The sequence below is a fragment of the Actibacterium pelagium genome (genome assembly GCF_002285415.1).
GTDB classification, from domain to species: Bacteria; Pseudomonadota; Alphaproteobacteria; order Rhodobacterales; family Rhodobacteraceae; genus Actibacterium_B; species Actibacterium_B pelagium.
This window is the reverse complement of the sequence record NZ_NSBU01000007.1, coordinates 733,219-752,188: the sequence shown is the minus strand read 5'-3', so window position 1 is coordinate 752,188 and position 18,970 is coordinate 733,219. Positions and strand designations below refer to the sequence as shown.

The window sequence follows — 18,970 nt, the reverse complement described above, 5'->3', positions numbered from 1 at the left end:
GCGCAAATAACGATCGAGATTGCAATGACATTCGAAGAGCTCAAAAAACAAATAGCAGCAGGTGCGATTGATACGGTCCTGACCTGTATCGTCGACATGCAGGGACGCCTTATGGGCAAACGCTTTCATGCCGAGGCTTTCCTGGAGATGGCCGAGGATGAAACCCATTGCTGCAACTACCTGCTGGCAACGGACCTTGAGATGGCAACGCCTGACGGCTTTGCCTCGACGTCTTGGTCGTCAGGTTATGGCGATTACGTGATGAAGCCCGATTTGAGCACAATTCGCCCAGTGCCGTGGCTAGAGGGCACAGCACTTGTTCTGTGCGACGTTCAGGATCACCACAGCCATGAACCGATTGCCTTCTCCCCGCGTGAGGTTCTGAAGCGTCAGATCGCCAGAGCTGAAGCACTGGGCCTTAGCCCGATCATGGCAACTGAGCTCGAATTTTTCCTGTTCCAAGGCACTCATGATGAGATCGCTTCGAACGGTTTCCGTGATTTGCGTCCGATCTCGAATTATAACGAAGATTACAACATCCTTCAGACCTCGAAAGAGGAACCGGTCATGCGGCCGATCCGCAATCATTTGCGGGCCATGGGTATCCCCGTCGAAGGAACCAAGGGCGAGGCTGAAGCCGGCCAAGAAGAATTGAACATCAAATACGCCGATGCGCTGGCTACAGCGGATCACCACACGCTGGCCAAGCACGGCGTCAAGGAAATCGCCCATCTTAACGGATATGCCGCGACTTTTCTTCCGAAATGGCACCATGACCGCGTGGGCAGTGCCGCCCATGTGCACCAATCTCTGTGGAAAGGCGGCAAGAATGCCTTTCATGAACCTGATGCTCCACTGGGCAAGTCGGCGTTGCTGGATCACTACTTGGCGGGCCTGCTGAAATACGCTTCCGAAATGACCGTATTCTTGGCGCCCTATATCAACAGCTACAAACGGTTTGCCAAAGGCAGTTTCGCCCCAACGCAAACGGTCTGGTCTGTGGATAACCGTACCGCTGCCTTCCGCCTGTGTGGCGATGGAACCAAGGCGGTGCGGGTTGAATGCCGCGTCCCGGGCTCTGACATGAACCCCTATCTGGCACAGGCCGCGATGTTGGCGGCTGGTCTTAAGGGGATCGAAGAAAAGCTGGAGTTGCCTGCGCCCTATACCGGGGATGCATACGCGGATGATGAACAGAACCATATTCCCCGCACCCTTCGCGACGCGCACGAGGCTTTGCTGAGCTCGGACATGCTGAAAGAGGCCTTTGGTGAGGAAACCGTAACCCACTACGCCCGCGCGGCCGAATGGGAGATCGAAGAATTCAATCGCGTCGTTACTAACTATGAAATCGCACGAGGCTTCGAAAAGGCATGAGCACGCTAACCTGTATCTCACCCATTAATGGCTCTGTTTTTGCCACTCGAGAAACGCTTTCGGTCGAAGATGCTCGAGCGGCAGTAGACCGAGCGCGGGGCGCTCAATCGGAATGGGCAGCGCGTCCACTGCAAGAGCGTATTGACCTTGTTCTGGCAGGCGTTGCCGCCGTAGGCGCAATGAACGACGAGATCGTGCCCGAACTGGCCCAAATGATGGGCCGCCCGGTTCGCTATGGCGGCGAATTTGGTGGGTTCAACGAGCGCGCCAGTTACATGGCCGAGATCGCCGAAACCTCGTTGGCCCCGATTGAGGTTGGCGAAGATGCCAGCTTCAAACGCTATATAAAACGCGTGCCGCACGGGGTCGTCTTCGTGGTGGCCCCATGGAATTATCCTTACATGACCGCGATCAACACAGTGGCACCTGCCCTGATCGCAGGCAACACGGTGGTTCTTAAACATGCCACGCAGACGCTTCTGGTTGGTGAACGAATGGCGCGTGCTTTCCACGAGGCAGGTGTGCCGGAAAACGTGTTCCAGAATGTGTTCCTTGATCACGCCACGACATCGAAACTGATCGCCGAGAACTCGTTTGATTTCATCAACTTCACAGGCTCAGTCGGTGGCGGGGCCGAGATGGAGCGCGCCGCAGCCGGCACCTTTACAGGTGTTGGTACAGAACTGGGCGGTAAGGACCCCGGCTATGTAATGGAAGACGCCGATCTGGATGCGGCGGTCGAAACCCTGATCGATGGGGCGATGTTCAATTCCGGTCAATGTTGCTGCGGGATCGAACGGATTTACGTGCATGAAAGTCTTTTTGACTCCTTCCTCGCCAAGGCCATCGAAATTGTAAAAAACTACAAACTGGGCAATCCTTTAGAGTCCGAAACCACCATTGGCCCCATGGCCAACAAGCGTTTCGCTGACGAGGTGCGCGCCCAAATTTCCGAAGCGGTTGCCGCCGGTGCCACGGCGCATATTCCTACCTTCGAACAAGATGACGGTGGCACCTACTTAACCCCCCAAATTCTGACCAATGTCACCCACGACATGCGCGTCATGAAAGAAGAAAGCTTTGGCCCGGTCGTCGGTATTATGCCCGTCAGCAGCGATGACGAAGCCATCGCTTTGATGAACGACAGCGAGTTCGGTCTGACCGCCAGCCTGTGGACCCGCGACGTGGACCGAGCCGAACGTGTGGGGGACCAGATCGAAACCGGCACCGTGTTCTTGAACCGGGCTGATTACCTTGACCCTGGCCTGTGCTGGACCGGGTGCAAAAACACAGGGCGCGGTGGAGGCCTGTCAGTAATCGGCTATCACAACCTGACCCGACCCAAATCCTTCCACTTGAAGAAAGTTACATCATGACCCTTGTCGGCAATTGGTCCTATCCGACCGCAATCAAATTCGGCGCCGGTCGCATCAACGAACTGGCAGATGCCTGCGCGAGCGCTGGAATAACGCGCCCCCTTCTGGTGACCGACCGGGGTCTGGCCGGGCTGCCAGTGACTGCGCAAACACTTGATGTCATGGAGGCCGCTGGCCTTGGTCGAGCGATCTTCTCGGACGTTGATCCGAACCCAAACGAAAAGAACCTGTCTGCCGGGGTTGCTGCCTACAAAGCGGGCGGACACGACGGCGTGATCGCCTTTGGCGGTGGCTCGGGGTTGGATCTGGGCAAGATGGTCGCCTTTATGGCTGGTCAAACCCGCCCGGTCTGGGATTTCGAGGATGTGGGCGATTGGTGGACCCGTGCGGATAGCGACGCCATCGCTCCGATCATAGCCGTGCCGACCACGGCCGGCACAGGCTCGGAAGTGGGCCGCGCCAGCGTGATCACCAATTCGGAAACGGAAGAGAAAAAGATCATATTCCACCCAAAGGTCCTGCCGTCGGTGGTGATCTGCGATCCGGAACTGACCGTCGGAATGCCGCCGGCAATTACCGCAGGCACGGGCCTTGATGCCTTCGCCCATTGTGTCGAGGCGTTCTCTAGCCCGCATTATCATCCGATGAGCCAAGGCATCGCTATTGAAGGAATGCGGTTGGTTATCGACAACCTTCCGCGCGCCTATGCCGATGGCGGGGACATCGAGGCGCGAGCAAACATGATGTCTGCTGCGGCGATGGGGGCCACGGCTTTTCAGAAAGGGCTTGGCGCGATCCACTCGCTTAGCCACCCGCTTGGGGCGATGTATCACACCCATCATGGCACCACGAATGCGGTCTGCATGCCCGCAGTGTTGCAACTGAACCGCCCCATGATCGAAACCCGTTTTAACGAGGTGGCACCTTACTTGGGGATCAAAGGTGGGTTCGACGGATTCTGCGCCTTTGTCGACGAATTCAACGCCTCACTGGGCATCCCCAAGCGAATGTCAGATCTTGGTGTAACCAACCCGGACATAGATCGTCTTATCGCCGGGGCATTGAAAGATCCAAGCTGTGGCGGCAACCCCGTCGAGTTGAACGAAGACAACGTTCGAGCCTTGTTCGAAGAGGTTCTGTAACTTGAGAAACGAAGTGTTCCCTGCTTTGTAGCCCGATTGTTACAAAGCAGGTTCATGATCGCCAGGAGCTAGAAAGACTGAAAAAGTTGGCAAAGACCAATCAACCTTAAGCCAGTCGATCATGATCAAAACGAAAGACAACAGAGAGGAGAAGACCAATGAAGAACCAAACAGTTAAACTTGCCGCGATCGGCCTCGCCATGGCCGGACTGGCGCAAACGGCGAATGCAGACACGCTGCGCCTGCTGACCTGGGGCGGATACGCGCCAGAAGATGTCGTCGCACTTTTCGAAGAGGAAACCGGCCACACGGTAGAAGTGACCAAATCCAACAACGAAGAAATGATCGCGAAGCTTCGCGCCACCGGTGGTGGTGGTTTCGACCTTGCCCAACCCAGCCAGGACCGGATCACGGGTCCGCAACTGGAATTCGGCATCTATAAGCCAATTGACGTTTCCAAAATCGACCAGGGGCAATTCATCCAGTCGATGCTTGGGGCAACAATGGCCAATACAACGGTCGAGGGCGAAGTTTACGGCGTTCCGCATGTCTGGGGCACTTCGGGTCTGGTGATGGACACCAAGGCGGCCGGGGATATTGTCAAAGACTACACCGACCTCTGTGATCCGGCAGTTGCAGGTAAGGTCTCGTATCGCCTGAAACGCCCTACCCTGATCGGATTTGCGTTCGCGATGGGTATGGACCCCTTCGCGGCATATAGCGACGCCGACGCCTATGGTGAGGTGATGAGCAAGGTCGAAGCTAAGCTGATCGAGTGCAAATCCAATGTCAAAACCTATTGGGGTGGCGGCGATGAGTTGATGGGTCTGGTGCGTTCGGGCGAAGTTGTCGCCTCGATGGCCTGGGACACCGGCGGCTGGAAACTGAATGCTGACAATCCCGACATCACGTTTGTTGCACCCGCATCGGGCGCACTGGGCTGGATCGACACCTTCGTTCTGCCTGCTAAAGGGCAATCTGATAATGCGGCCTATGCCTGGATCAACTTCGTGATGCGCCCAGAGATTGCGGCCAAAATCACTGCAGCGGCGGGCAACTTCACCGCCTCGCAAGGTGCAGATGCCTATGCCGAAGATGCGCTTAAGGCCCGTTACCAGGCCAGCTTCCCGCCAGAAGCCGTGGACAACATCAAGTGGTATCCGCCGGTTCCTGCTGGTCTGGAAGCCATCGAAGGTGGCGTTCTGGATCGCGTGAAAGCGGCCCAGTAAGCAACCATTGAAGCTATGTTGGCACCCGCAACGCGCGGGTGCCGCAGCCATTTGAATAACCGGAAATCCGATGACGCCCGATCTTGAATGCAAAGGCCTGACCAAGCGGTTCGGCGATTTTACCGCCGTCGACGACGTGTCCTTCTCGGTGCCAGCCGGATCGTTCTTTTCGATCCTTGGCCCGTCGGGATGTGGCAAGACGACGATCATGCGGATGATAGCCGGGTTTCAGGATCCGACCTCGGGCGACATCGAAATCAAGGGCAAATCCGTCCTGAACGCGCCCCCGAACAAGCGCCCGGTGAACATGGTGTTCCAACATTTGGCACTGTTCCCGATGATGAACATCGCCGACAATATCGGCTACGGGCTGCGTAGGAAAAAACTTCCCAAGGATCAAATTGCCCGCAAGGTCGACGAGGCGCTGGACCGGATCGGCTTGCCCGGGATCGGCAACCGCAAGGTGGACGAGCTTTCGGGTGGTCAGAAACAACGCGTAGCGATTGCCCGCTGCATGGTGATGGAGCCGGATGTTCTGTTGCTTGACGAACCCTTGGGCGCACTGGACCTAAAGCTGCGCGAGCACATGAAGATCGAGCTGAAAGCGCTGCAGACGGCCTTTGATACAACTTTCATCTACATCACGCATGACCAATCCGAAGCCTTGGTGATGTCTGACCAGATCGCGGTGATGAACGAGGGCCGGTTTGAACAAACTGGCACTGGCCGAGACCTTTATTATCGCCCGGACTCTGCCTTCGTTGCGGCCTTTGTCGGAGAGTCGAACCGCTGGCGCGGCAAAATCGAACGGGTGCAGGGAAACGAAATGGAGATGCGCACCGACACCGGCATGCTTATGCGCGGTGCCACCCATGGCCGCTCTCTAAGCGCGGGCGACAGCGCAGATATCTTCGTGCGCCCAGAAGCCATCCGCGTGACGCGAGACGCCACCGAGCTAGAGCAATTCGACAATCGCATCACCGGTCGCGTTACCAGTCTTCTATTCAATGGCGCAGCCAGCCGCATCCTTGTGCGCGACGCCACAGCCAATGAAGAAATCGAGGTCAACCTGCCGCAATCGGGCGAATATGCCAGCTTGGCACGGGGCGACGAGGTGCATATCGGCTGGTCCGGGGCGCAAGGCAATTGCTTCCCAGTTGGGGCGGATTGATGCAGAGCGGTACTCGCCTTGGTTTCTACCTATTGCTGACACCACTGGTGCTGTGGTTGGCTCTGTTGATCGTTATTCCGCATATCGACATGTTTCTTGTGTCTTTGCGTGAACGGGTTGGTGTACGCCAGTATGAAACCAGCTTCGCCAACTACCTGACTTTCTTTACCGAGCCGCTTTATATCTGGACCTTCGTCCGCACCGCCGTGATGTCGGTTTTGGCGACGATCATCACTTTGCTGATCGCCTTCCCGGTGTCCCTGTATATCGCGAAAATTGCCCGTGGCCGATTGGGACAGGTACTGTTCGTTCTTTGCCTCATCCCGTTCTACGTCTCGGAACTCGTGCGCACCTTCGGCTGGATGATCCTGCTACGCGAGACGGGTTTGGTGTCGAACCTTCTGCAATGGGCGGGTCTTGCTGATCAGCCGGTCGAGATGCTGTATAACGACGCCGCCATTATGATCGGGCTGGTCTATACCTCGATGCTGTTCATGGTGGTGCCGCTGGTCACGACACTGGAAAGCCTAGACGACAGCGTGATCGAGGCGGGATACGATCTTGGTGGCAACGGCTTTTCAGTCCTGCGCGAGATCATAATTCCTCATGCCGCGCCGGGCATCGTTTCAGGTTCTATCGTGGTATTCATGCTAAGCCTTGGCAACTACCTGACCCCCACGATTCTGGGCGGCAAGGACAGCCTTTGGTTCACCGAGATGATCTACAATCAGTTCATCGTGCGCTTTAACTGGGAGTTGGGCGCCGCCTTTGGCTTTATGCTGCTGATCCTGTCGTCGTTGATTGTCTGGGGGATGCTGAAACTGACCCGGCAGTCGCTTGAAGAGACCATGGGATAGAAGGAGGCTCCGCGATGATTCCCACCATTCCCCAACCGCGTGCGCTTCGTATCGTCTATGGCACATATATCGCGCTGTTCTTCCTTTATCTGGCCCTGCCCCTTACCGTGGTGGCAGTGTTTGCCTTCAACGACAGCCAGTTCCCCTCGCTGCCGTGGGAAGGCTTCACCTGGAACTGGTTCTTTGGCGACAGCCGCCCGATGATCGGCGTATTCCACGAACGACCGATTATCCGTGCTGTCGGCACCTCTGCCTTTGTAGCAGGCATTGTTGGGCTCTTGTCTGTCGCAGTGGGCACCTCGAACGCATTCCTGTTCAACCGCTACAATTTCCGCGGCAAAGGCCTGCTTTATGTCCTGATGCTTTTGCCCTTGGTCATTCCGGGTATCGTACTGGGCATTTCCATACTGGTGTTTTCCTCGACCGTAGCCAACGGCATGTGGGACATCGCCAAAATGGATATCCAAGCCCTGCGCCCCGGCCTGCTTCTGGTCATCCTTGGGCAGTTCTCATTTATCGCTACGATCGCCACGCTCGTCATCTCGGCCCGCCTGCAAAAATTCGATCGCAGCCTGGAAGAAGCTGCCCTGAACCTTGGCGCTAGCCGCCTAACGGCCGTGCGCACCATTACCATTCCCTTCCTCATGCCGGCTATGATCGGCGCACTGGTCGTGGCCTTCCTGATGAGCTTCGAGAATTTCAACACGACCCTAATGCTGGTCGGTTCGGATGCTCCGTTGACCATCGCCATGTTTGATCGCCTCAAAGAAGGATCAACACCGCTTCTCAACGCTGTGTCGCTTCTACTGATGCTGGGGTCTTCGCTGCTGGCGCTTTCATTGATCCTGTTCCAACGGCGAAAGTGATACGACTTAGCGTTGCCATCAGTCTATTTCGAATCGTAATGGTGTAAGAGCAGTCCTTGCCCAAAGTTGGCCCGCAAGGCCGTCTCAATGATTTCGCCGCCAACGGCGATACAACAGTTGTTTATAAGGAAAAAACCAAAGCCCAAGGCCCCGTGAAAACGAGAGGCTACCGACAGCAATTGGGGTGAATGGCGGAGAGACAGGGATTCGAACCCTGGAGACGGTTTCCCGCCTACACACTTTCCAGGCGTGCGCCTTCGACCACTCGGCCACCTCTCCGTGCCGCGCTGTTTAGCCTTGTTGCGACAGGGTTTGCAAGAGCAAAGAAAGCCCTAACTTCGCGATAATTTCCAAGCTGAATCAAAGGCGCCACCCGATTGGGTGGCGCAGAGATCAAATTCAGGCAACGAAGCAGTCTTAGCTTTCGAAAACTTCGACCAATTTCCGCTTTTCTCCATCCAGCCATTCGGGGAACGGCAGTCCCTTTTCTTTTAGGAATTCAGGGTTGAAGACTTTGCTTTGATAGCGGTTTCCGTAATCGCACAGTACGGTCACGACGGTCTTGCCCGGACCAAGATCCTTGGCAAGACGCATGGCGCCAGCAACGTTGATCCCGGTCGACAGACCAAGGCATAGGCCCTCGTTTTGCAACAGGTCAAAGACCAGAGGCAGGCCCTCTGTATCTGGGATGTTGCAGCTGAAATCCGGGGTGAACCCTTCAAGGTTCGCGGTGATCCGGCCCTGACCAATACCTTCCGAGATCGATGATCCTTCGGATTTGAACTCACCCGTTTTGTAATAGGAATGAAGCGCCGCGCCATCAGGATCGGCCAGACCGATTTTGACGCCCTTGGGCTGTAGCGCCATACCGACACCCGCAAGAGTACCACCAGAACCGACCGCGCAGATGAAGCCGTCGACCTTACCTTCTGTCTGCTCCCAAATTTCGGGACCGGTGCCCTCGATGTGGGCCTGACGGTTGGCAACATTGTCGAACTGATTGGCCCAGATTGCGCCGTTCTCTTCTGTCTCGTTCAGCTTTTCGGCCAGACGTTTCGAATACTTCACATAGTTGTTCGGGTTCTTGTAGGGAACGGCCGGTACCTCCACCAGCTCTGCCCCAACAAGGCGCAGCATATCTTTCTTTTCCTGGCTTTGGGTTTCAGGGATCACAATCACGGTGCGGAACCCCATCGAGGCGCCGACGACGGCCAGACCGATGCCGGTGTTGCCCGCAGTCCCCTCGACAATCGTGCCGCCGGGGCGCAGTGCACCGCTTTTGACCGCGTCACGAATGATAAACAACGCAGCGCGGTCCTTCACCGATTGACCGGGGTTTAGAAACTCTGCCTTGCCATAGATATTACACCCGGTCGCCTCGCTAGGCCCTTTCAGGCGTATAAGAGGTGTATTTCCGATCAGGGCAGCAAGGTCTTCACAGCGTGTCATTCTTTTCTCCGAACTCTCTCGCGCCGGGCGTTCCCGGTGCAGACCTAAGGAATGGACGTAAGCTGCTGATGATTCAAGAGCAGCCAGAGGCCAGAAAGGATCAAAGGACTATTTTCCAGCACTCCATTCGAAATAAAGGCCCGGAATTCGTCCATTTCTATCAGATGCGCACGAATGTCCTCTCCTTCATCCTGTGCGCCGCCAAGCCCGGCGCAACCGTCAGGAAGGTCCGTAATGCCAATAAACGGATACAGGTATTCCGTCACTGCGCCCGGAGTGGTGTAGCAAGGGCTAAGGGGGACGAGCTTACGGATATCCAGATTTGCTTCTTCGCGGGCCTCTCGAAACGCGGCCTCTTCAGGGGTTTCGCCCGCGTCGATCCGGCCTGCGACGGCCTCTAACGACCATGGGTTTGTGTCACCCCTTACCAAGGGGCCGACACGAAACTGTTCGACCAACAGGACGCGATTTCGAACGGGATCAAAGGGAAGCACCGTGACCACATCGACTGCCACAAAGGCCTCTCTGTGGATCGCAGGACTGAGACCACCGTCAAAGGTCCGATGCCGAAGAGCTACCTCTTCCACGGTAAAGAAACCGGCGTGCGGCGTGGTCCGCTGAACAATCTCAACATCACCCTGCCCCGGCAGAAACCTTGGATCTCCTGCGGTAGAACTAGAATTCCCCGCTCGAAGTGCAGAGCTTGCCCGCGCCCTGATCGCCTCCATACGACGGCCGAGCTGTTCTAGAGACTGCCGTCCGAACATGGCCATGACGTCCTTGGCGGCAATCTCGGTCACGCTTGAATGCGCTTGCGCCCAATCGTTGAGCGACCATTCGACATCAATCACTTGGAGTGGGCTTTGAGGTTTATAGACCTGCGCGGTCTTAATCTCATCCCCGACCCGAACGCTTGCGCTAGTCAGCGCATAGTCAAATGGCCCTTCATAAAAGTTCAGCCGTTCGATTTCGGTGGCTGTGAGATTTGCTAAAAGCAATCCTTTGGCTGTGGCGCCAACCTCGTTCCGCAACGCCGGATAGATTTCATTTGCTACACAAAGGCAGCGATGATCGAGAAGAACGGCCTCTTGCGGGGTTCCTTCCCACGACCGACCAAGCACGATTTCAAGCAGCGGCAGATGCCGCAGCGTGCCAAAAACAAAGATGTCAGTCATTGATTACTTCCAGCGCTTATCAGCCCAGACACTGGCCCATGTGGCCAGCAGGCTTCCGATAAGCAAGGTCACAATAGAAGCCGGCGCCTCTATCATGACAATGGCATATTCCAGCATGATCTCGAATGTGCCCTGCAAAGCTTCCATCACGCCGTCATAACGTAGCTTGGTCGACTCGCTTAACATTTCATTGATCGAATGGGTGACCATCGCCCAGAAAACAAGGTTCGACAGCGCCCAGAATCCGAACGGAATTGACCCCCGATAACCTCGGTCGGCATATCGCCCAAGGACTTTCCAACCAACAAGGAACCCGATTGCGCAGTTCACGATCACAAACCTAGGACCGGCCATTCCGTCTGGCAGGGTCCGAACGATCTCTGTGGTCGCGAAGAACGCAACGACAGCAAGACTCAAAGCGGCGATCAGCTTGGCGGCTGTGGGCATCTTTGTCTCCGGGTGGTTCCTTATTCCCACCACACTGCGTTAACGCGGGTCACGCGGCAAGAGTAAGCTGGAAAAAAGCTGTCATAGCTCCGACTTAGCCACGGGTCGCGTGATAAGCCTGCAACGCCCGTTCACGCCCCTCTTTCAACCCAACAACCGGATCAGGATAGGCTCCGTCAGCGCATAGGCCCCAGCCTCGCGGGATGGCGTCGAAATAGGACAAGGCCGTTGCACCGGGGTTGGGCTGACCCTCGGCAATCCAGCGGTGGATATAGGTTCCATCCGGATCGAACTTGGCGCATTGCGTTTCGGGATTGAATATCCTGAAAAATGGGGCTGCGTCCGGGCCGCATCCAGCCACCCACTGCCAGCCAAGCGCATTAGCTGCAGGGTCCCAATCTGTCAGGCAATCTGCGAACCAATTCAGTCCGACCTTCCAATCAACCATCAAATGCTTGGTAAGATAGGAGGCCGCGATCATCCGGGCGCGGTTATGCATTTTGCCAGTTATATACATCTCTCGCATTGCGGCATCGACCAAAGGAACACCAGTCCGGCCCATCTTCCACGATTTAACATGCGGTGCATCTTCGCCGCCCCAGGGGAAATCGTCCCAACCGTCTTTCCAGTTTCGGTCCAATAAATGCGGCGTGTGATACGCAAGGTGATAGGAAAACTCTCGCCAAACGAGTTCCTTAAGGAAGTGTTCCGCACCCGAGGCGCCCTCTTCCATCGCCCTGCGACCCGCATGCCAGATTTGCCGTGCAGAGATCTCTCCGTAGGTCAGGTATTCGCTTAGGCCCGATGTCGCGGGCTTGGCCATAAAGTCTCTGTCAGCCTTGTACCCTTCGACTGCGTTCGTCAGAAACGCAGCCAGTTTATCCTGCGCGGCCTGTTCACCCACTGCAGTATGGTTGGCGATCACCGCTGCCCCTCGGTTCATGGCCTTGCCAAGCCCCCAATCCGTAAGCTTTTCTGAAACTGGCCACGCATCCGGCGCAGGCAGCTTCGCAAGCCGTGGCAAAATCGCCTCGACGTGTATATTCCGAACCGCACGCCAGAACGGTGAGTAAACCTTGTAATACGACCCCTGCTGCGTCTGAACGCTTGGGGGTTCGAACAACAGAAACCCTTTGAAAGAGCGGGCCTCAACCCCTGCATCTTTCAGTGCTGCCTTCACCCGCGTATCGCGCTTGATCGAAGCGGGGGTATAGTCGCGGCTCCAATAGACAGCCCCCGCCCCCGTTTCGCGGACCAGTTTTTGAAGTTCCTCCAGCGCGTCACCAGACCTTTGGATCAGTGCACTTCCGACGGCTTCAAGGTTTCCCTGCAAATGGGATAAAGCCCTTTCCAAACGCCACTTGGGGGCGCGTCCCATCGCGTCGACCAATGGGTCACGGATGAACACCGGAATGATCGGCGCACCGGTTTGAACGGCTGCGGTCAACGCGGGATGGTCGGATAGCCGCAGGTCGCGGCGAAGCCACAGAAGAACAGGTTTTTGGGTCATGGGACGTGCTTTTGATTGCTTACAGCAATCGATCTAGCGCGTTCAGCAATCGATCAACCTCTTCGTTTGTATTGTAGTGGACAAGGCTCAGTCGAAGCGCGCCGTGGTCAATGTCTTCCCCCATGGCCTGAAGCACACGGTTTCCATAGAACGTCCCGCACCCTGCGTTGATGTTATCGGCTGCCAGCGCCTGGGCGAGTTCTGCCGCAGGTGTTTTGGCCACGACGGCGATCGTTGGTGCGCGTGTTTTGGCATCCGATGGCCCAAGCAGGCGGACAGAATTTCGCTCGGCAAGGTAGGTCAAAATGGGCTGCGCCAGTTCGACCTCTTTCTGGCGCATCAAGCCAGATACTTTGGCGCATTTCTCTGCTGCATCAGTGGTTCCATCAAAATGATGGTCATAAATGGCATCAAAATAGTCGGCGATCCCCGCACAGGACGCGACCTGAGCATGATCTGGTCCTGCCGGTGTGAACCGCTTGTAAGGGACATCCGCGTTGAAATAGTGCGCCTGATTGGGCAGCAACGCATTCAGAGCGGGGCGCATGACCATGATCCCCTGATGAGGGCCATAAGTTTTATAGGCTGAGAACAGATAGATATCTGGCCCCAATTCCCCAACATTCGGCAACCCGTGAGGCGCATAACTTACCCCATCGACACAGGCGAAAGCGCCAGCCATATGCGCAGTCGCACAGATGGCGGCAACGTCGTTGATCTCTGCCACGACGTTTGAACAATGGGGGAAGCAAACCAGCCGGACCTTCTCATCCAGAATGGCCTCAAGATCGGCAGGGTCCAGCCGTCCGGTTTCTGGATCAACAGACCATTCGCGCACCTCTATCCCGTCGTCGGCCAAGCGACGCCATGGGCCCGAATTTGCCTCGTGATCCTGATTGGTTACGACAATCGCATCGCCGGGTGACATCCACTGGCGAAACGCCTGTGCAAGGACATAAGTGTTCTGGGTGGTTGACGGACCAAAGCTGACTTCGTCCGGCGTCACCCCCATCATGGCGGCCAAACGCGCGCGGGCCTCATCCATTTCCGCGCCAACCTTTTGGCTGCTTAGGAACGGGTAATAGGGCTGGACCTTATGGTCGGTGTAGAACCCCGTCAGCCTATCGACGACCTGCCGACAGGGATAGGACCCGCCAGCGTTCTCGAAAAACGCCTGATCGGCCAACGATGGTTGCGAAAACGCCGGGAACTGGGCGCGTACAAATTCGGTGTCCAGCATGATGCCCTCTTATTGTTGTCCGACAGACTGTGTGCCGGACAACGCAAAGAGGCAAGCGCAATCAAGCGTTTACGTCGACAACCACCCTGCCCTGCACTTGGCCGGCCAGAATGTCCGCACCAAGCTTTGGCAGATCGGCCAAGGTTGCCGGATTGATCATCTCTTCCAGACGATCCATCGGCAGGTCTTGGGCGACACGTTCCCACGCGCGAAGGCGATTTTCATAGGGCTGCATGACGCTGTCGATTCCAAGAAGGTTTACGCCACGCAGCAGGAACGGAACCACCGTCGCGGGCAGACCAGCCCCACCGGCAAGCCCAACCGCTGCGACCGAGGCCCCGTATTTCATCTGGCCCAGAACGCGTGCCAGCATCTCGCCGCCTACGGCGTCAATACATCCAGCCCAGGTTTCCGTCTCCAGCGGGCGTTTGACCGTTGTGTTGATGTCTTCACGCGGCACGATTTGACTAACTCCAAGCGACTTCAGGTACTCGGCCGTCTCTGGGCGCCCTGTGACCCCGGCAACCTCGTATCCTCGGTTCGCCAGAATGGCACTGGCAACCGACCCGACCCCACCAGCAGCGCCGGTAACCAGAACCGGGCCATTCCCCGGCTCCAATCCGTGATCTTCAAGCGCCATTACAGCCAACATTGCCGTGAAACCGGCTGTACCGACAGCCATGGCCTGCCGGGTCGTCAGCCCCTTTGGCAGCGGAACCAGCCAGTCGGCTTTCACCCGTGCCTTCTGTGCGTAGCCGCCCCAGTGAACTTCGCCGACGCGCCAACCAGTCAGAACCACCTTGTCGCCCGGCTTGTAACGAGGGTCTTCGGACGCTTCGACTGTGCCAGCAAAATCGATGCCGGGCACATGCGGATAGTTTCGCACCAAACCACCACCGGGGCCGATGCACAGGCCGTCCTTGTAATTCACAGTCGAATATTCGACGGAAACCACAACATCACCTTCCGGCAATTGATCGATGGAAATTTCCTGAACAGATGCATGGGTTTTCCCATCATCATTCTTTTCAACGACGAGAGCTTTGAACATCGGGACACCTCTGTTTCGTTCTTGTTGTAAGCGTGAATGAGTCGTACAAGTAAATGTCATACATTTAAATGTCTGACAATTGTTAAGACGTGAGTGCCATGGGAAAATCAGACCAAGATCTATCGACGCAGATCGCTCAAGTGCTTCGTGAAGCCATTCTGACAGGCCAGCTGATGGTAGATGAGCGCCTGCCGTCTGAGGCTGAATTGGCTGAAACGCACGGCGTGTCCCGCCCCACGATCCGCGAGGCGCTGAAGCGGTTGGCTGCGCAAAGCCTGATCCGAACCAAACGTGGCGCGGCTGGCGGGGCGTTCGTGAACCAACTGCGTTACGAAGACGCCTATCGCGATCAGATCACGACCTCGACTTTGCTTTTGTCGATGAATGCGATCGACTTTGAAACCGCCTGCGAAGCGCGGTTTGCGTTAGAGCGGGCGTGCCTTCCACTTGCAACGCAACGCCGCACCCCGGATCATTTGGCCCGAATGCGGGCGGAAATCGCCGCACAAGGGCAAGAAGGATTAAGCGATGAAGGATTCTGTGCTTCTGACGTCGCTTTTCACCGCGCCATGGTTGATGCGGCTGGTAATCCGGTACTGTCCTACCAACTGGCCGGCGCTGTTGAAGCCATGCAGCCCTTGATGAACATGATCACGTTTACGGCACGCAACAGATCGGAAATTATCACTCGACATCAGTATCTTACAGACGCTCTTGAAGGTAACGATACGGCGCGTGCGGAAGCGGAAGTCGACCTGCTTCGGGATTACACCATCAAACTTGGACAGGATGTTAAGGCGCAGCGGGACGAGCGGTCTGCCGGATAGGCCACAGACCAGCTCAGTTACTCTGCGCATCAATAAATTGCAGGATATGAGGGTTTACGACCCCTGGATGCGTGGCCGCCGCCATATGCGTCATCCCTTCCATCTCGACCAACTGCGCGTTTGGAAGTCTTTCTGATAACAGCTCCACAATAGCGGCCGCCGAACGACGCGTGGCCCCACCGCGCATCAACAGGGTAGGCAGGGTCAATTGCGAAACAGCCTCTAACTTTGGCGTGCCGGGCAGGTTCGGCAGCATTCCCGCCCAATCATCGGCAACACGCGAGACAGTTGCGACAACGTAATCTTGAACATGCTCTGGCGCGGCGTCAAAAGCGCCCTCGTCCGCCCAAAAATCCATGAACGATCGCGCTGCTTCCTCTGGGAGTTTCAAGTGCAAATGACCATGCACCATCGACGTGGCATAGTGTCCTTCGGCGATAAAAGGGCTGTTTGCTTGCGCAAGTAACATGAACAACACCGGCTCGATCAAAGTCACGGATTTAAACCGATCAGGCCATCGCTGCGCCGCCATATAGCCCAAAGCGCCCCCCAGTGAGTGACCAACAATATGCGCAGGCTCCGTAAACTGCTCCAGCAACGCCTCGATGACCTTCAGATCATGGTAAAACCATGGGTTCCCGTCTTTGGGAAAAGCGTCGGACCCGCCATAGCCATGCACATCTGGCGCAAATACGGTGAAGCGATCCTGCAGCGACTGAATCAAGGGTTTGAACTGGCCGCTGTGACTGGACGAACAATGCAGGCAAAGTACCGGTGGCCCGTTGCCAGATCGGCGATAGTTAATCTGTTGATCCGCGATATTTAAAGTATTCATGCGCCCTCCTGGCGCCAAGCTATCGTCAACCGCGGTGAAAGGTCGAGAGTCGTAGTAACTTGAATCGAAAAACTTTCTGTACTCACCTTCGCATCAGTCAATATCCATTTGTTTTTATTGTATTTAATTAATTCGGTACAAATCCGTTGAACCTTGGCATAAGCACACATATATTCAGGTTGTCCTTCGGGACTATGGACATAAATGCGCTCGTAATAAGCGGCTCGGACCCGGGGGCGGTACCCGGCGGCTCCACCAATAATCCTTCATTTGGGGATCATGGGGCCGAAATAGGATCGACGGACGTCTAAAGGTGTTAGCTTTGTCTCGGTGAGATACCACCGTTATCGGTTCAAACTGTACAATTGCAAATGACAATCGTGCTCCGGTAGCAGTCGCTGCGTAAGCAGTGCCTCACACCGAAACTTAAGTCCAGTTGTCTAGCAACGGCTGGCGGGGTTCGCAGGTACCTGGCAACAGAAACCTGCATTACTTCCACAAATCTCTGAGCAGTATTTGCAACATTCAAGCACGCGTTTCTTGCGCGCCTGAACCACGCTTTACTCCGCCTTGAATTCCAGCCAACTCTGAACAGGAATTCAACGGATCGGGCGTCCTATGTCACAGCCAACGATGTCAGAGCTTTTCCAAGCCTTCGGGCGGATTGGACTTCTGTCCTTCGGCGGGCCCGCGGCCCAAATGGCCCTGATGCATCAAGAAATCGTCGAGAAACGCCAATGGCTGACGGAAGAGGATTACCTGCGCGCACTGAGCTTCTGCATGCTGCTTCCCGGCCCCGAAGCAATGCAACTTGCCACTTACACAGGTTGGAAGATCCGGGGAGTCCTCGGCGGGATCCTGTCTGGTCTGTTGTTTGTCCTGCCGGGCGCGATGGTCATTCTGGTACTGGCGATTGCCTATGGCTACTGGGGGCGCCTCCCCCTGACCCAAGCTGCATTCTTAGGGGTTAAAGCCGCAGTCATAATTATTGTCGCGACCGCGTTATATCGATTGGCTGTCAAGACTTTGAAAGACAAGCCGCGCTGGATTGCAGCCATATTATCCTTCATTGCCATTTTCGTCTTCTCGGCCCCCTTCCCTTTGACCATCGCCGCCGCTGCACTTTTTGGTTTCCTCACCGCTAAGAAATCTGGACGGACTGAGCCCAGTCACGCGAAGGTCAAAACGCCCTACAAAGCTGCGGCGCTCTTCGCAGCGCTTTGGGCGATCCCGCTTCTCAGCCTGCAATTCTTCGGATCAGAGTTTCTTGCCGAACTGGCATGGTTCTTTTCAAAACTTGCCGTTGTCACCTTTGGCGGCGCATATGCGGTCCTTGCCTATATGACTCAGGCAACCGTGCAGGACTTCGGATGGCTTAGCCTGCCCGAGATGATTGACGGCCTCGGCCTTGCTGAAACGACCCCCGGACCACTGATTTTGGTGACTGAATTCGTGGGTTTTCTGGCCGCTTTCAAAACTGGCGGGCTTTGGTTTGGTATCCTTGCCGCTCTACTCACCCTTTGGATGACCTTTATTCCGTGTTTCCTTTGGATCTTTCTTGCAGCCGGTCATGTAGAGAACTTGACGCGCCAACCGCGCCTTGCAAACGCGTTAAGCTTTGTAACGGCAGCAGTTGTAGGCGTGATCTTAAATCTAGGAATATGGTTCTCTTTCAATACCTTATTTGCTGAATTTAACGTATATATGGTGGGTAATTCGACAGTTTCTTTGCCCAAACTTACCAGCTTGAATCCACATACTGTCCTTCTGACAATCGCCTCCTTTGGGCTTCTTGCCTTGGGGCGCGTTCCTTTGGGCATAACCCTTATATTGATGGCCCTTGCCGGTGTCGGCCTGTCCATGGTCTGACGAAGCTTGAATAAATTCTCCGCGAACCACTTTCATCTCCTGACGAATGGAATATGCTGACGGCAATTGGTGGGGTGATTTGATGTCCGACAGTATCGACTATGGAAATCTGATGCACGACGCGATGCGTGGTCTGATCCGTGAGGTCCTGAGCCAGGTCGCGGATGAAGGCCTGCCCGCAGAGCATCATTTTTTCATTACTTTCGACACCACTCACGAAGATGTCGCCCTAGCCGATTGGCTGCGTCAGCGGTACCCCGGCGAAATGACAGTTGTCGTACAGCACTGGTTCGAGAATCTTGAGGTTGGCGACAACGGATTCGGCATCACCCTGAACTTTGGCGACAGCCCGGAACCGATTTACATTCCCTACGACGCGATTAGCACCTTTGTAGACCCGTCAGTGGAATTCGGATTGCGGTTCGAGACGCAGGATAGCGATGAGGATGAGGGAGCTGAAGAAGAGGCTCCTCCAGAGCCCGATGTGGAAGGTGCAACCGCATCCGAGGCCGAAGTCGTCAGCCTGGATAGCTTCAGAAAGCACTGAAC

The 18,970-nt window shown here is 55.9% G+C and carries 17 protein-coding genes, 1 tRNA gene and 1 other RNA gene; 11 read left to right on the top strand and 8 right to left on the bottom strand.

Going from position 1 to position 18,970, the window contains the following annotated elements; translation table 11 throughout:
• The first annotated feature begins 24 nt into the window (after positions 1 to 24).
• From CLM58_RS12650 to CLM58_RS12620, 7 genes are all read left to right on the top strand, one after another.
• Positions 25 to 1,377, top strand: a complete 1,353-nt coding sequence (locus CLM58_RS12650) for a glutamine synthetase family protein (RefSeq protein ID WP_095596264.1) — start codon at positions 25 to 27, stop codon at positions 1,375 to 1,377.
• Positions 1,374 to 2,753 (top strand): aldehyde dehydrogenase family protein, encoded by a 1,380-nt coding sequence (locus CLM58_RS12645; protein WP_095596263.1) that lies wholly within the window; start codon positions 1,374 to 1,376, stop codon positions 2,751 to 2,753. The genes CLM58_RS12650 and CLM58_RS12645 overlap by 4 nt, the downstream gene beginning before the upstream one ends.
• On the top strand, positions 2,750 to 3,895 hold the full coding sequence (locus CLM58_RS12640; RefSeq protein ID WP_095596262.1) for an iron-containing alcohol dehydrogenase: 1,146 nt from the start codon (positions 2,750 to 2,752) through the stop codon (positions 3,893 to 3,895). Before CLM58_RS12645 ends, CLM58_RS12640 begins: the two co-directional genes overlap by 4 nt.
• 158 nt (positions 3,896 to 4,053) lie before the next feature.
• The gene (locus tag CLM58_RS12635) at positions 4,054 to 5,124 is read left to right on the top strand and encodes an extracellular solute-binding protein (RefSeq protein WP_095596261.1); all 1,071 of its coding nucleotides are present in this window, start codon (positions 4,054 to 4,056) and stop codon (positions 5,122 to 5,124) included.
• Between the two features lie 70 nt (positions 5,125 to 5,194).
• Entirely contained in the window at positions 5,195 to 6,295 is a 1,101-nt protein-coding gene (locus CLM58_RS12630) for an ABC transporter ATP-binding protein (protein WP_095596260.1), read from the top strand.
• Positions 6,295 to 7,152: an ABC transporter permease gene (locus CLM58_RS12625; protein WP_095596259.1), complete on the top strand. Its 858-nt coding sequence runs from the start codon at positions 6,295 to 6,297 to the stop codon at positions 7,150 to 7,152. The genes CLM58_RS12630 and CLM58_RS12625 overlap by 1 nt, the downstream gene beginning before the upstream one ends.
• A 14-nt stretch (positions 7,153 to 7,166) precedes the next feature.
• A complete protein-coding gene (locus tag CLM58_RS12620) occupies positions 7,167 to 8,018 on the top strand; it encodes an ABC transporter permease (RefSeq protein WP_095596258.1) in 852 nt (283 codons plus the stop codon).
• A gap of 189 nt (positions 8,019 to 8,207) precedes the next feature.
• Here the strand turns inward: CLM58_RS12620 and CLM58_RS12615 are convergent.
• From CLM58_RS12615 to acuI, 7 genes are all read right to left on the bottom strand, one after another.
• Positions 8,208 to 8,297: transfer RNA gene (locus tag CLM58_RS12615), tRNA-Ser, on the bottom strand.
• Between the two features lie 138 nt (positions 8,298 to 8,435).
• A complete protein-coding gene (locus CLM58_RS12610) occupies positions 8,436 to 9,467 on the bottom strand; it encodes a cysteine synthase A (RefSeq protein ID WP_095596257.1) in 1,032 nt (343 codons plus the stop codon).
• A gap of 44 nt (positions 9,468 to 9,511) precedes the next feature.
• Positions 9,512 to 10,642: an NUDIX domain-containing protein gene (locus CLM58_RS12605; protein ID WP_095596256.1), complete on the bottom strand. Its 1,131-nt coding sequence runs from the start codon at positions 10,640 to 10,642 to the stop codon at positions 9,512 to 9,514.
• Between the two features lie 3 nt (positions 10,643 to 10,645).
• Positions 10,646 to 11,089, bottom strand: coding sequence for a TrgA family protein (locus tag CLM58_RS12600; protein WP_095596255.1), 444 nt, complete (start codon positions 11,087 to 11,089; stop codon positions 10,646 to 10,648).
• A 94-nt stretch (positions 11,090 to 11,183) separates the two neighbouring features.
• Positions 11,184 to 12,599, bottom strand: a complete 1,416-nt coding sequence (locus tag CLM58_RS12595; protein WP_095596254.1) for a cryptochrome/photolyase family protein — start codon at positions 12,597 to 12,599, stop codon at positions 11,184 to 11,186.
• A gap of 19 nt (positions 12,600 to 12,618) precedes the next feature.
• Positions 12,619 to 13,842 carry an aminotransferase class V-fold PLP-dependent enzyme gene (locus CLM58_RS12590; RefSeq protein ID WP_095596253.1) on the bottom strand — a complete coding sequence of 408 codons (1,224 nt, stop codon included), beginning with the start codon at positions 13,840 to 13,842 and terminating at the stop codon, positions 12,619 to 12,621.
• A 58-nt stretch (positions 13,843 to 13,900) separates the two neighbouring features.
• Positions 13,901 to 14,890: an acryloyl-CoA reductase gene (acuI, locus tag CLM58_RS12585; protein WP_095596252.1), complete on the bottom strand. Its 990-nt coding sequence runs from the start codon at positions 14,888 to 14,890 to the stop codon at positions 13,901 to 13,903.
• Positions 14,891 to 14,988: 98 nt separating this feature from the next.
• On the opposite strand from acuI, the gene CLM58_RS12580 reads away from it, so the two are divergent.
• The gene (locus CLM58_RS12580) at positions 14,989 to 15,717 is read left to right on the top strand and encodes a FadR/GntR family transcriptional regulator (protein WP_095596251.1); all 729 of its coding nucleotides are present in this window, start codon (positions 14,989 to 14,991) and stop codon (positions 15,715 to 15,717) included.
• 13 nt (positions 15,718 to 15,730) lie between these two features.
• Here CLM58_RS12580 and CLM58_RS12575 read toward each other — a convergent pair whose 3' ends face one another.
• A complete protein-coding gene (locus CLM58_RS12575) occupies positions 15,731 to 16,552 on the bottom strand; it encodes an alpha/beta fold hydrolase (RefSeq protein ID WP_095596250.1) in 822 nt (273 codons plus the stop codon).
• 142 nt (positions 16,553 to 16,694) lie between these two features.
• On the opposite strand from CLM58_RS12575, the gene ssrA reads away from it, so the two are divergent.
• The 3 genes from ssrA to CLM58_RS12560 all read left to right on the top strand — a co-directional run bounded on the left by ssrA (position 16,695) and on the right by CLM58_RS12560 (position 18,968).
• Positions 16,695 to 17,043, top strand: a transfer-messenger RNA (tmRNA) gene (ssrA, locus tag CLM58_RS12570).
• A gap of 127 nt (positions 17,044 to 17,170) precedes the next feature.
• Positions 17,171 to 18,421, top strand: coding sequence for a chromate efflux transporter (gene chrA / locus CLM58_RS12565; protein ID WP_095596249.1), 1,251 nt, complete (start codon positions 17,171 to 17,173; stop codon positions 18,419 to 18,421).
• A gap of 82 nt (positions 18,422 to 18,503) precedes the next feature.
• Positions 18,504 to 18,968 carry an SspB family protein gene (locus CLM58_RS12560; protein WP_095597095.1) on the top strand — a complete coding sequence of 155 codons (465 nt, stop codon included), beginning with the start codon at positions 18,504 to 18,506 and terminating at the stop codon, positions 18,966 to 18,968.
• The last annotated feature ends 2 nt before the right edge of the window (positions 18,969 to 18,970 follow it).